Consider the following 12,970-nt stretch of genomic DNA (forward strand, 5'->3'; position numbering starts at 1 on the left):
GGCCCAATGGGCGCGGCGCCCGCCATGCCGCCCGCCCGGAAGCGCGCCATCAGGCCGTCCGCCCCTTCGGTCGAGCCGCGCAAGGACAGGCGCGCGAGTTCGGCCCGTATCGCGCCCACCACGAGGCCGCGCACGAGGCCCGGATCGCGGAAGCGCACGTCGGCCTTCGCCGGATGGACGTTGACGTCGACGTCGCGCGGGTCGACCTGGAGAAACAGGACGCAGACTGGATGCCGGTCGCGCGGCATGACGTCGGCATAGGCGCCGCGGATCGCCGACAGGATCAGCCGGTCGCGTACGGGCCGGCCGTTGACGTAGACATACTGGTGCTGCGCCGTGCCCCGATGGAAGCTCGGCAGGCCCGCATGTCCGGTGAGGAACACGCCCTCGCGGCCGGCATCCAGCGCAAAGGCGTTCTCGGCAAAGGTCTCGCCGACGATTGCGCCGATGCGCTCGAGGGCTTGGGTCTCTGCCACGGCCGGCAGTACGAGCGGGCTGCGGTCGTCGCCCGAAATCTCGAAACGCACGCCGGGAAAGGCGATGGCGATGCGGCGCACGACCTCGGTGATCGCAGCCGATTCCGCCCGGTCGCTCTTGAGGAACTTGAGGCGCGCCGGCACCGCATGGAAGAGGTCGCGCACCTCGATCACCGTGCCGGCCGAGAGGGCCGCCGGCCGGGGTCCGTCCTGGCGCCCACTATTCACGAGGATCTCGTGCGCCGCGTCCGCGCCGCGCGCCCGCGAGCGGAGCGACAGACGCGCCACCGAGCCGATCGAGGGCAGCGCCTCGCCCCGGAAGCCGAGGGTCTCGATGCTCTGAAGCCCGCCGTCCATCTTGGAGGTGCAGTGGCGGCGCACGGCGAGCGGCAGTTCGGACACGGGAATGCCGCAGCCGTCGTCGGTGATGCGCACGAGGCTCTTGCCGCCGCCCGCCGTCACGATCTCGATGCGCCGCGCGCCCGCATCCAGCGCGTTCTCGACGAGTTCCTTCACGACGCTCGCCGGCCGCTCCACCACCTCGCCGGCGGCGATCTGGTCGATCAGGGTTTCGGAGAGCTGGCGGATCGGCATCGCGGGCCTTCGGCGCGGGGGACTGCCTGTCACATAGGCTGTGGCGCGCGCCGGGGCAAACGGCGGCTTTCAGCCTTCCACGACGATCGCGACGGACCGGGGCCCGACGGCGAGCGCCGCGTCCGGGTCGAGGGTCCGCTCGGCCTCGTCCGGCCGGTCCGAGGCGAGCGCGAGGCGATAGGAGCGTCCCGGCGGGGCAGGCGGCAGACGCAGGGAGAGCCCGTCGCGGCCGGCATTGAGATAGACGAGCGCCGCCGAGCCGTGCGCTGCCATCCGCGCGCCGAGCCAGTGCCGGCGGCCGTCCTGCCAGTCGTCCGGTCCCATCGGCGCGCCGTCGATCCCCAGCCAGGCGACATCCGGTGCACCGTCGACGCCGGCGCCGGTCAGGAAGGCGGGGGCGTGAAGCGCGGGAACGGCCGCGCGCAACGTCGCGAGCCGTGCGGTGAAGGCCGCGAGGTCCCCATCCGCGGCCGCCCAGTCGACCCAGACGGTCTCGTTGTCCTGCGCGTAGGCGTTGTTGTTGCCGCGCTGCGTGCGGCCCATCTCGTCCCCCATGACGATCATCGGGTTGCCGCGCGCGACGAAGAGCGTCGCCAGCAGCGCCCGGATGTCGCGCCGGCGGGCGGCGCGGATCGAGAGGTCGTCGGTCTCGCCTTCCACACCGTTGTTCCAGGAGTGGTTCTCGCCGTGCCCGTCGCGGTTTCCCTCGCCGTTGGCCTCGTTGTGCTTGTCGGCGAAGGCCACGATGTCGGCCAGCGTGAATCCGTCATGGGCGGCGGCGAAGTTGACGCCCGCTGCCGCATTGCGACCCGGCCCGGCGAAGAGATCGGGCGAGCCGGCGAGGCGGGTGGCGAGCGCGGAAAGAAGCCCGCCTTCGCCGCGCCAGAAACGCCTGACGTCGTCGCGGAACCGGTCCTGCCATTCGAGGAACGGCGCGGGGAAGGCGCCGACCTGGTAGCCGCCAGGGCCGATGTCCCAGGGCTCCATCACGTGGAGCCGATCCCGCAGCACCGGATCGGCCATGAGGCGCTGGAGGAACGGCGCGTCGGGCCGGAAGCCCTCCGGCGTGCGGGCGAGAATCGTGCCGAGATCGTATCGGAACCCGTCCACCCCGCCGAACTCCACCCAGGCGCGCAGCGCGTCGATCCCGAGCTGGATCACGGGTTCGCGCCAGAAGGCGAAGGTGTTGCCGGTGCCCGTGTCGTTCACGAGCCGGTCTGGCTCGTCCGGGTCGGCGGCGTAGTAGGTGGCGTTGTCGAGCCCGCGATAGCACAGCGTCGGCCCGCCATGGTCGCTTTCGCCCGAATGGTTCAGCACCATGTCGAGAAGGACGCGGATGCCGCGCGCGTGGAGCGCCCCGGTCACGCGCCACACCTCCGCCCAGCCGCCCGGCACGAGGCGCGGGTCGGGCGCCATCTGGCAGACCGGGTTGTAGCCCCAGGCGTTGGAGAGGCCGAGGTGGACGAGGTGCCGTTCGTCGATCGCGGCCGTGAGCGGCATCAGCTCTACGGTCTCGACACCGAGGCGCGAGAGGTGGTCGAGGACCGCGGGTTCGGCGAGCCCCCCGAGCGTGCCGCGCAACTCCGCGGGCACGCCGTCGTGGCGCTGCGTATAGGCGCGGACCAGAAGCTCGTAGGTGAAGCCGGGGGCGCGGCGGGGCAGCACCGGCGCTCCGGCTTCCGGCCGGCACACGACGGCACGCGGCACCAGCGCCGCGGTGTCGAGCTGCCGCACGGCCGGGCTCCCAAGCGCCGTGTGGTAGACGAAGGGCCGGTCGAGCTGCAGCGCATAGGGATCGACCAGGAGCTTTGACGGATCGAAGCGATGGCCTCGGCGGAGGTCGTAGGGCCCATGGGCGCGTAGCCCGTAGAGCGCGCCCTCGTCCAGTCCCGGCACGAAGCCGAAATGGACGTCGCCCGCGCGACCGGGCAGCGCCAGCCGCTTGGCTTCCGTGATCCCGCCGGGATCGAAGAGGCAGAGCTCGATCCGGGTCGCATGGGCGGAGAAGACCGCGACATGCGCCCCGTCCGCCTGGAGGCTCGCGCCCAGCCGCTCGGGCAGTCCGCGCTCTGCCGTGATGGTTGCCATGGATTCCCGTCCCTACAGCGCGCCCTGCCAGTCGCGCACGGCCTCGAGGGGATAGAGAAGCATCAGGACGTTCAAGGTGAGGTTATCGCGGATCAGCCAGCCGGTCAGGATCTCGAAGCCGATCGCGATAGCGACCGTGAGCCAGACCGGCAGGCGGGAGGCGAGAAGGAAGCCCGCCACCATGAAGCCGATATCGGCCATCGAGTTGACGACGCTGTCGCCGAAATAGTCGAGCGCGATCGTGGCCTCGCGGTAGCGATTGATCACGGCATTGGTGTTCTCCGTGATCTCCCAGGCGGCCTCGATGAGCGTCGCCGCCACCAGCCGGCTTCCGAGCGACCACCGCCGGGCGAGGAGGTGGAGAAGCCCGTAGAACAGGAAGCCGTGGATGAGGTGCGAGGGCGAATACCAGTCCGACAGGTGCTGCGAGTTTTCCGAACTCACCACCGTGCCGTGCCAGAGCTTGACCGTGCCGCACGCGCAGATCGGCACCCGGCCCATCCAGAGAAGGATGGCGGCCGTCGCCGCCACGGCGCCGAGGACGAGGGCGACGGCGCGCGGCGAGATGCGCCGCGCGCCCGGCAGGGCGGACGATGCGCTCAGGTGCGCACGTCCGGCTCGGCGCGGCCGGTGCGGGCCTTGATCTCGCCGATGGCGTCCGCCGTCTCGACGAGTTCCCTCAAGGCCTCCTCGACGGGGAGGTCGTGGCGGGACGGATCGGGCTCGAAGCGCTCGAGATAGACGCGCAAGGTGGCCCCCACCGTGCCGGTGCCCGACAGGCGGAAGACGATGCGCGAGCCGCCGGAGAAGACGATGCGCACGCCCTGACCGGTGGAGACCGAGCCGTCGATCGGATCCTTGTAGGAGAAGTCGTCGGCCTCCGAGACGACGAGCGTGCCGAAGCGCTGGCCGGCCATGGAGGCGAGGCGCCCGCGCAGATCGTGCATCAGCTCCTCGGCGGCCGCCTTGTCGACCTCCTCGTAGTCGTGGCGCTGGTAGTAGTTGCGGCCGAACTCGGCCCAGTGCGCCTTCACGATCTCGGCCACCGACTGGCCCCGCTCGGCGAGGATGTTGAGCCATAGGAGCACGGCCCAGAGCCCGTCCTTCTCGCGCACGTGGTCGGAGCCGGTGCCGGCGCTCTCCTCGCCGCAGATCGTCACCTTGCCGGCGTCGAGGAGGTTGCCGAAGAACTTCCAGCCGGTGGGCGTCTCGTAGATGCCGATGCCGCGCTTTTGCGCCACGCGGTCGGCCGCCTGGCTGGTCGGCATGGAGCGGGCGATGCCGGCGATGCCCTTGGCATAGCCCGGCGCCAGATGCGCGTTGGCGGCGAGAATCGCGAGCGAATCGGAGGGCGTGACGACGATGCCGCGCCCGAGGATCATGTTGCGGTCACCGTCGCCGTCGGACGCCGCGCCGAAGTCGGGCGCGGTCGGGCCCATCAGCATGTCGACGAGCGGGGCGGCCCAGACGACGTTGGGATCGGGGTGCCCGCCGCCGAAATCCTCGGACGGCACGCCGTTCAGCACCGTGCCCGCCGGCGCGCCGAGCCGTCGCTCCAAGATCTCGGTGGCATAGGGGCCGGTGACGGCGTGCATGGCGTCGAAGCGCAGCGTCAGGCCGCCCGCGATGGCCGCGCGGATCTTGGCGAAGTCGAACAGGGTCTCCATGAGCGCGGCGTAGTCGGCGACGGGATCGACGATCTCGACCTCCATGTCGCCGAGGCGGCTCGTGCCGATCACCGAGAGGTCCGGCGCCTCGCCGTCCCAGATGCGGTAGTCCTGGATCTCGCGCGTGCGGCGGTAGATCGCGTCGGTGACGCCCTCCGGGGCCGGGCCGCCGTTGGCGATGTTGTACTTGATGCCGAAGTCGCCGTCCGGCCCGCCCGGGTTGTGCGAGGCCGAGAGCACGATGCCGCCGGCGGCCTTGCGCTGGCGGATGAGGTTGGAGGCGGCCGGCGTCGACAGGAGGCCGTTCTGGCCGACGATCACCTTGGCGACGCCGTTGGCCGCCGCCATGCGGATCGCCTTGCGGATCACGGTGGCGTTGAGAAAGCGCCCGTCGCCGCCGATCACGACCGCCGAGCCGGCCGGGCGCTCGGTCGCGTCGAAGATCGCCTGCAGGAAGTTCTCGGCGTAGTTGGCTTGCGCAAAATGCGGGACCTTCTTGCGCAGGCCCGACGTGCCGGGCTTCTGGTCGTCGAAGGGCTTGGTCGCGACGGTCGAAATCATCAGGGTCGTTCCTCGACGAGGCTCTGGTAGAGGTCGGCATAGCGGCGTGCGCTGGCGGTCCAGGACAGGTCGCTCGCCATGGCGGTGCGCTGCATGTCGCGCCAAAGCGGCGCGTCTGCGTAGAGGGTCAGGAGGCGTCCGATGCCCTCCATCAGCGCCTCGCGCGTGACCGGGGCGAAGATGATGCCGGTGGCGACGCCCGCCGTCTGCGCGGCGAAGTTGGCGTCGATCACCGTGTCGGCGAGGCCGCCGACGCGGGCCACCACGGGCATGCAGCCGTAGCGCAGCGCATAGAGCTGCGTCAGGCCGCAGGGCTCGAAGCGCGAGGGAACGAGGAGCGCGTCGGCGCCGGCCTGCACCCTGTGCGACAGGATCTCGTCGTAGCCGATGCGGACGCCCATCCGCCCCGCATGGCGCGCCGCGGCCGACAGGAACGCGCCCTCCAGCATCCGGTCGCCGGAGCCGACCACGGCGAGCCGGCACCCGGCGGCCACGATGTCGTCGCAGCTCTCGGCCAGGATATCGAGGCCCTTCTGCCAGGTCAGGCGGCTGACCACCGCCAGAAGCGGCGTGTCGTCCTCCGCAAGCGCGAACTCAGCCTCCAGGGCCCGCTTGTTGATCGCGCGGCGAAACAGGGTGTCGCGGTCGAAGCCGGCCTCGATATGGGGATCGGTGTTCGGGTCCCAGGTCTCGACATCGATGCCGTTGACGATGCCGGACAGGCGGTCCTCGCGCCCGCGCAGCAGGCCGTCGAGCCCCATGCCGCCCTCGGGGCTGAGGATCTCTCGGGCGTAGTTGGGGCTGACCGTGGTGATCCGGTCGCTGGCGCGCAGGCCGCCCTTCAGGAAGCCGACCGAGCCGTAGTACTCGACCCCGTCGACGCCCCAGGCGACTTCGGGCAGGCCGAGCTCGGGAAAGATCGTCTGCGGGAAGGCGCCCTGGAAGGCGAGGTTGTGGATGGTGATGACGGTGCGGGGCCGATCGGGCCCCATGTGCTCGAGATAGACGGGGGCGAGGGCCGCCTGCCAGTCGTGGGCATGGACGATGTCGGGCCGGTAGCCGGGCAGGAGCCCGGTGCCGATGAGGGCGCCCGCCCGTCCGAGGGCGGCAAAGCGCGCCCAGTTGTCCGGGTGATCGTAGCCGTTCGCCCCGACATAGGGACCGCCCGGCCGGTCGTAGAGGTGGGGCGCGTCCAGAAGCAGCATGGCAAGGCCTGCCACCTCGGCCTGGAGGATGCGCGCCGGACCGCCAAAGAGGTCGTCGATATCGGCCACCTCGCGCGCGCCCTCGATCTGGCCGAGCACGGACGGATAGGCCGGCAAGAGTGTCGTCACGTCGACGCCGATGGCGCCGAGCGCCAGCGGCAGCGCGCCCGCGACGTCGGCGAGGCCGCCGGTCTTGATCAGCGGAAAGACCTCCGACGCGACGGAGAGGACCGCGGTCATCCCTGGGCGAGCCGGTCGATCATCGACTGGGTGACGAGGCACACGCCCCCGGCCGAGCGGCGGAAGCGGCGCGCGTCGAGTTCGGGATCCTCGCCGATCACCAGCCCGTCGGGGATGTGGACGCCCCGGTCGAGGATCGCCTTCGTCACGCGCGAGCCCCGGCCGATATGGCAATGGGGCAGGACCACGGCCTCGTTGAGCACGGAATAGGAGTTCTGTCGCACGCCGGTGAAGAGCAGCGAGCGGTGCAGCGAGCCGCCGGAGATGATGCAGTCGCCCGAGACCAGCGAGGAGATCGCCATGCCGCGCCGCCCGTCCTCGTCATGGACGAACTTGGCCGGCGGCGTCACGTCGGCATAGGTCCAGATCGGCCAGTCGCGGTCGTAGATGTCGAGCTGGGGCACGACGTCGGTGAGGTCGATGTTCGCCTGCCAGTAGGCGTCCACGGTGCCGACATCCCGCCAGTAGGACCCGTACTCCGCCTCCGAGCGCACCACCGAGGAGGAGAAGGTATGGGCGTAGGCAGTGCCGTGCTTGACGACATAGGGCACGATGTCGTGGCCGAAGTCGCGGCTGGAGCCGGGATCGGCTGCGTCCCGGCGCAGTTGCTCGGCGAGGAACTTGGTGTTGAAGACGTAGATGCCCATCGAGGCCAGCGCCGTGTCCGGACGGCCCGGAATGGCCGGCGGATCGGCTGGCTTCTCGACGAAGGCGGTGATCTGGTTCTTCTCGTCGACATGCATCACGCCGAAGGCGACTGCCTCCATGCGCGGCACTTCCAGGCAGCCGATCGTCACGTCCGCGCCCGTGTCGACATGCTGCTGGAGCATGATCTCGTAGTCCATCTTGTAGACGTGGTCGCCTGCCAGGATGACGATGTATTCGGGCGCGTAGGCCTCGATGATGTCGATGTTCTGGTAGACGGCGTCCGCGGTGCCGGCATACCACTGGTCTTCGGATACGCGCTGCGAGGCGGGCAGGACGTCGAAGCTCTCGTTGCGCCCCGGCCTGAGGAAGTTCCAGCCGCGGTTGAGGTGGCGGATCAGGGAATGCGCCTTGTACTGCGTCGCGACGCCGATGCGGCGGATGCCGGAGTTGATCGCATTGGACAGGGCGAAGTCGATGATGCGCGACTTGCCGCCGAAATAGACCGCCGGCTTGGCGCGGTCGTCGGTCAGTTCCATGAGGCGCGAGCCGCGCCCGCCGGCCAGCACATAGGCCATCGTGTCACGGGAGATCGGCCCTGCGCGCCGGTGGTCAGCCATCCTCGTCTCCTCCTGCGCCGTCCGCCCTCGGCCTCCCGCCGGAGGGCGCCCCGGGTCCACTCTTCTGTGTTTCCGCCAGGGAAAGATAGGGCCGAGGCGCAACCGGCAACCGGCGCACCCGGCGGTTTGCACAGAGAATTTGCGGCGCGCGGCACCCATGTCGCCAAAAGGCCCCGGCGGTGCGTCCGCCGGGGCCTTCGAGGCATCGCTCGCGAGCCGCCGTGGCCTCAGGCGCCGGGGCCGGCCTTCCAGATGTCGCGCGCGTATTCGCGGATCGAGCGGTCGGACGAGAACCAGGCCATGCGCGCGGTGTTGCGGGTGGCGATCGCGTTCCACGCCGCGCGGTCCTTCCACAGGACGTCGAGCTGGCGCTGCGTGTCCCAGTAGGCGCGGAAATCGGCGGCGATCATCCACCAGTCGCGGTCGCGGATGGAGTTCATCAGGTTGGCGTAGCGGCCGGGATCGCCCTGGCTGAAGACGCCGGACGAGATCGACTCGATCGCCGAGCGCAGGAGCGGCTGGCTGTTGATCACCGCCTGACCGCTATGTCCTTCCGTGCGCATCCTGGCGACTTCGTCGGCCTTCAGGCCGAAGATGAAGATGTTGTCCTCGCCGATATGCTCCAGCATCTCGACATTGGCGCCGTCGAGCGTGCCGATGGTCAGCGCGCCGTTGAGGGCGAACTTCATGTTGCCGGTGCCCGACGCCTCGAGGCCGGCCGTCGAGATCTGCTCCGAGAGGTCGGCCGCCGGCATGATGATCTCGGCGAGGCTGACATTGTAGTTCGGGATGAAGACGACCTTCAGAAGCCCGCGCACGGTCGGGTCCGAGTTGACGACGCGCGCGACGTCGCCGGCCAGGTGGATGATCTCCTTGGCCTGGACGTAGGAGGGCGCCGCCTTGCCCGCGAAGATCTTGACGCGCGGTGTCCAGTCGAGATGGGGCAGCGAGCGGATCTGCTCGTAGAGCGCCACCGTCTCCAGGATGTTGAGGAGCTGGCGCTTGTACTCGTGGATGCGCTTGACCTGGATGTCGAAGAGCGCGTCGGGATCGAGCGTGATCGCCAGCCGCTCCTGCACCAGCGTCGCCAGCCGCTCCTTGTTGCGACGCTTCACCGCCCCGAAGCGCTCGCAGAAGGCCGCGTCGCCGGCGTGGGCGTCGAGCTTGGCGATCTCGTCGATGTCGTCGCGGAAACCGGGGCCGATCGTCTCGTCGATCAGCTTGGACAGGCCGGGATTGGCCTGGTGCAGCCAGCGACGCGGGGTCACGCCGTTGGTCTTGTTCTCGATCCGGGTGGGGTAGAGCCGATGCAGGTCATGGAACACGGTCTGCTTCATCAGCTCCGTGTGCAGGGCCGAGACGCCGTTGACGGCATGGCTGCCGACGAAGGCGAGCTGGCCCATGCGCACGCGGCGCCCGTTGCCCTCGTCGATTAGCGAGATCGCCGAGATGGTGGCGTCGTCGAAGCCCTGGTTCTGCGTCGCCTCGCGCAGGACGCCGGCGTTGATCTGGTAGATAATCTGCATCTGGCGCGGCAGAAGCCGCTCGAAGAGGTGGATCGGCCAGGTTTCCAGCGCTTCCGGAAGAAGCGTGTGGTTGGTGTAGGAGAAGGTCGCCCGCGTGATCGTCCAGGCCTCGTCCCATTCCATGCCGTGGACATCGACCAGAAGGCGCATCAGCTCCGCCACCGAGACGGCGGGGTGGGTGTCGTTGAGCTGGATCGCGACCTTGTCGGCGAGATTGGTCAGGTCGTCGTACTGGGCGAGGTGGTGGCGGATGATGTCCTGCAGCGAGGCCGAGGAGAAGAAGAACTCCTGGCGCAGGCGCAGCTCCTGGCCGGCCTGGTGCGAATCGGCGGGGTAGAGTACCCGGGTGATCGCCTCCGCCTTGTTGGATTCCAGAAGCGCGCCGATGTGGTCGCCCGCGTTGAAGGCGTCGAGCAGGATCGGATCGAGCGACTGGGCGCTCCAGAGGCGCAGCGTGTTGACGTGGGCACCGCGCCAGCCGACGGCGGGCGTGTCGTAGGCGACGGCGAGCACGCGCTCGGCCGGGCGCCAGACGGAGCGCATGCGCCCGCCTTCCTCGATGCTCATGACCTTGCCGCCGAAGCCGATCTCGTAGGAGCTCTCGCGCCGCTCGAACTCCCACGGATTGCCGTGCTTGAGCCAGGTCTCGGGCAGTTCGACCTGCGCGCCGTCGACCACCTCCTGGCGGAAGAAGCCGTGCACGTAGCGGATGCCGTAGCCGTAGCCCGGCACGCCGGTGGACGCCATCGATTCCATGAAGCAGGCGGCGAGGCGCCCGAGACCGCCGTTGCCGAGCGCTGCGTCCGGCTCGAGCAGCTCGACGAGGTCGAGCTCGACATTGTAGCGCGCCAGCGCCTCGCGGATCGGATCGGTCAGGCCGAGATTGGAGATGGCGTCCCGCAGGAGGCGGCCGATGAGGAACTCCATCGACAGGTAGCAGACGCGCTTGGCTTCGCTGCGCCGCGTCTCGATGGTCGAGTTGAACCAGTTGTCGATGACTCGGTCGCGCACCACGAGCGTGGTGGCTTCCAGCCAGTCGTGCATGCGCGCGGCGCCGGTGGTCTTGCCGATCGAGTAGGTCAGCTTCTCCACGATCTCCTTGGCGATCGTGTCGGTGTCGTTCAGCCGGGGCTGCGACTTGTCGCCGGGCTCCGTGCGGGCCTGACGGACGGCGAGGTTGGATGGGGTCATGACAGGTCTCAGGTCCTCAGATGGGCGATGGCGGACACGAGGCCCGCCGTGGAGGAATCACGGGTGTCGGTCGAGGCCTCGCCGCGCACCACGGGCAGGAGGCCGGTGGCCAGCTCCTTGCCGAGCTCGACGCCCCACTGGTCGAAGGCGTTGATGCCGAAGAGCTGGGCCTCGACGAAGACGCGGTGCTCGTAGAGCGCCACGAGGCGGCCGAAGGCGAAGGGGGAGAGCTTATCGTGGAGGATGGTGATCGAGGGCCGGTCGCCGGAGAATTCGCGATGCGGGGCGATGCGCTCGGCCTCTCCTTCCGAGCGGCCCGCGTCCAGAAGCTGCTGCCGGGCCTCCTCCAGCGTCCGGCCCTTCATCAGGGCTTCCGACTGGGCGAGGCAGTTGGCGAGAAGGAGATCCTGGTGGACGCGCATCTCGGGGCTCGTCTCGTGCGCGTTGGCGCCCACGATGAACTCGACCGGAATGATGTCGGTGCCCTGGTGCAGGAGCTGGAAGAAGGCGTGCTGGCCGTTGGTGCCGGGCTCGCCCCAGACCACGGGGCCGGTCGCCGTCGCCACGCGTCGTCCGTCGAGGCCGACATGCTTGCCGTTGGATTCCATGTCGAGCTGCTGGAGATAGGCCGGCAGTCGGGCGAGACGCTGGTCGTAGGGGATCACGGCGCGCGTGCGGTGCTTCTGCGGCACGCGGTGCCACCAGCCGACGAGGCCGAGGATCAAGGGCAAGTTCTCCGCCGCCGGCGCGTCCCGGAAATGGCGGTCCATGTCGCGCGCGCCGGCCAGGAACTCGCGGAAGCGCTCCGGTCCGATCGCGATCATCAGCGGCAGGCCGATCGCCGACCAGACGGAGTAGCGACCGCCAACCCAGTCCCAGAAGCCGAAGGTGCGGTCGGCGCCGATGCCGAAGGCGCCGACCTTGTCGAGCGCCGTCGAGACGGCGCAGAAATGGGCGCCGACCGCCGCCTCGCCGAGAGCGGCTGCGACCCAGGCGCGCGCCGTCTGCGCGTTGGTCATGGTCTCGATCGTGGTGAAGGTCTTGGAGGCGACGATGAAGAGCGTCGTCTCGGGATCGAGGCCCTCGAGCGTGTCCGCCATATGGGCGCCGTCGATGTTGGACACGAAATGGGCGCGCGGGCCGTCGTGATAGGGCTTCAGCGCGATCGCCGCCATCACCGGCCCGAGGTCGGAGCCGCCGATGCCGATGTTGACGATGTCGGTGATCGCCTTGCCGGTCGCACCCTTCGTGGTGCCGCTGCGGATGCCGTCGGCAAAGCGCGACATGGCCACGAGGACCGCCTCGACCTCGGCGCCGACCGCCTGGCCTTCCACCGCGAACCCGTCCTCCACCTGCGCCCGCAGGGCGACGTGGAGCACGGCGCGGTTCTCGGTCGTGTTGATGCGCGCGCCCGCATACATCGCGTCGCGGCGCTCCAGGACCCCGACGGTGCGGGCATAGGCGTGAAGCGCCGCGAGGTCGTCGCCCGACAGCGCGGTCTTCGATACGTCGAGGAGGAGGTCGTCGTGCCGGAACGAGAAACGGCGGAAGCGATCCGGGTCGGCGGCGAAGAGGGCCCGGATGCCTTTCTGCGCCGCGGCTTCGCCCCGCGCCTTCAGCTGATCGAGAGTTACGTCGTTCGAGATCGGGTCGGTCACGCGTTCGATCCATGGCTGCGTCGGCGAGCCGACAGGCTCGCGCTCGGGCGCCGAAGGATAGAGCGTTTCGCAGCCGTGCCCAACAGTTTCCCGAACAGCCTCGGCTCTCCCGCCCCGGCTCGGCACCGGGCGGGGATGATCAATAGCCGAAAGCCATTACGGAATTGCCTACCCGTCACAGGCCCGTGAGAGGTGAAAACCTCAGGTTCGAAGGCCGGCCAGCTTCTCGATGGCGTGATCCAGCGTCTGCGACATCGGGTCGATGCCGTCGGCGCGGTTCTCCGCGTCCACGCGGCGCTTCCACTCGCCGAGAATCGAACGCTTCTCGTGCGCGTCCAGGAACCCGTCCTCCACCACGGCCATGGGCGAATCGAACGACGTGCCGTCCTCGCGGTCGAACTTAGCGTGCTTAAGGGACTCGGTGCTCATGGCTGGGACTCCTGACGGGCACCCTTCACAGGGGGTGCCGTTCGAAACGTTCGAGCCGACGAGGCGGTTG

General features: G+C 69.6%; 9 protein-coding genes. All 9 read right to left on the bottom strand.

Annotated features, from left to right (window positions below):
- Positions 1–1,070 (bottom strand): DNA mismatch repair endonuclease MutL (gene mutL / locus AUL34_RS09795; RefSeq protein WP_156420863.1); only part of this gene is annotated, 1,070 nt, incomplete at its 3' end.
- Between the two features lie 69 nt (positions 1,071–1,139).
- Positions 1,140–3,158, bottom strand: a complete 2,019-nt coding sequence (gene glgX, locus AUL34_RS09800) for a glycogen debranching protein GlgX (protein WP_061933537.1) — start codon at positions 3,156–3,158, stop codon at positions 1,140–1,142.
- A gap of 12 nt (positions 3,159–3,170) precedes the next feature.
- The gene (locus AUL34_RS09805; protein WP_202814944.1) at positions 3,171–3,761 is read right to left on the bottom strand and encodes a DUF2585 domain-containing protein; all 591 of its coding nucleotides are present in this window, start codon (positions 3,759–3,761) and stop codon (positions 3,171–3,173) included.
- Positions 3,758–5,389, bottom strand: a complete 1,632-nt coding sequence (locus tag AUL34_RS09810; protein WP_061933590.1) for an alpha-D-glucose phosphate-specific phosphoglucomutase — start codon at positions 5,387–5,389, stop codon at positions 3,758–3,760. The genes AUL34_RS09805 and AUL34_RS09810 overlap by 4 nt, the downstream gene beginning before the upstream one ends.
- Positions 5,386–6,831, bottom strand: a complete 1,446-nt coding sequence (glgA, locus tag AUL34_RS09815) for a glycogen synthase GlgA (RefSeq protein WP_061933538.1) — start codon at positions 6,829–6,831, stop codon at positions 5,386–5,388. Before glgA ends, AUL34_RS09810 begins: the two co-directional genes overlap by 4 nt.
- On the bottom strand, positions 6,828–8,096 hold the full coding sequence (gene glgC, locus AUL34_RS09820; RefSeq protein WP_061933539.1) for a glucose-1-phosphate adenylyltransferase: 1,269 nt from the start codon (positions 8,094–8,096) through the stop codon (positions 6,828–6,830). Before glgC ends, glgA begins: the two co-directional genes overlap by 4 nt.
- Before the next feature lie 227 nt (positions 8,097–8,323).
- A complete protein-coding gene (locus AUL34_RS09825) occupies positions 8,324–10,813 on the bottom strand; it encodes a glycogen/starch/alpha-glucan phosphorylase (protein ID WP_061933540.1) in 2,490 nt (829 codons plus the stop codon).
- Positions 10,814–10,821: 8 nt separating this feature from the next.
- The gene (gene pgi / locus AUL34_RS09830; RefSeq protein ID WP_061933541.1) at positions 10,822–12,471 is read right to left on the bottom strand and encodes a glucose-6-phosphate isomerase; all 1,650 of its coding nucleotides are present in this window, start codon (positions 12,469–12,471) and stop codon (positions 10,822–10,824) included.
- A 201-nt stretch (positions 12,472–12,672) separates the two neighbouring features.
- Positions 12,673–12,900 carry a hypothetical protein gene (locus AUL34_RS09835; protein ID WP_061933542.1) on the bottom strand — a complete coding sequence of 76 codons (228 nt, stop codon included), beginning with the start codon at positions 12,898–12,900 and terminating at the stop codon, positions 12,673–12,675.
- Positions 12,901–12,970: the final 70 nt, after the last annotated feature.

It is taken from the genome of Aureimonas sp. AU22, assembly GCF_001463745.1.
In the GTDB taxonomy this organism is placed as follows: Bacteria; Pseudomonadota; Alphaproteobacteria; order Rhizobiales; family Rhizobiaceae; genus Aureimonas.

What these genes read in the sequence shown, in the direction of transcription:
- glgA (WP_061933538.1), bottom strand. Translation starts at nt 6,831, where the DNA reads ATGACCGCGGTCCTCTCCGTCGCGTCGGAGGTCTTTCCGCTGATCAAG.
- AUL34_RS09825 (WP_061933540.1), bottom strand. Translation starts at nt 10,813, where the DNA reads ATGACCCCATCCAACCTCGCCGTCCGTCAGGCCCGCACGGAGCCCGGC.
- glgX (WP_061933537.1), bottom strand. Translation starts at nt 3,158, where the DNA reads ATGGCAACCATCACGGCAGAGCGCGGACTGCCCGAGCGGCTGGGCGCG.
- glgC (WP_061933539.1), bottom strand. Translation starts at nt 8,096, where the DNA reads ATGGCTGACCACCGGCGCGCAGGGCCGATCTCCCGTGACACGATGGCC.
- AUL34_RS09835 (WP_061933542.1), bottom strand. Translation starts at nt 12,900, where the DNA reads ATGAGCACCGAGTCCCTTAAGCACGCTAAGTTCGACCGCGAGGACGGC.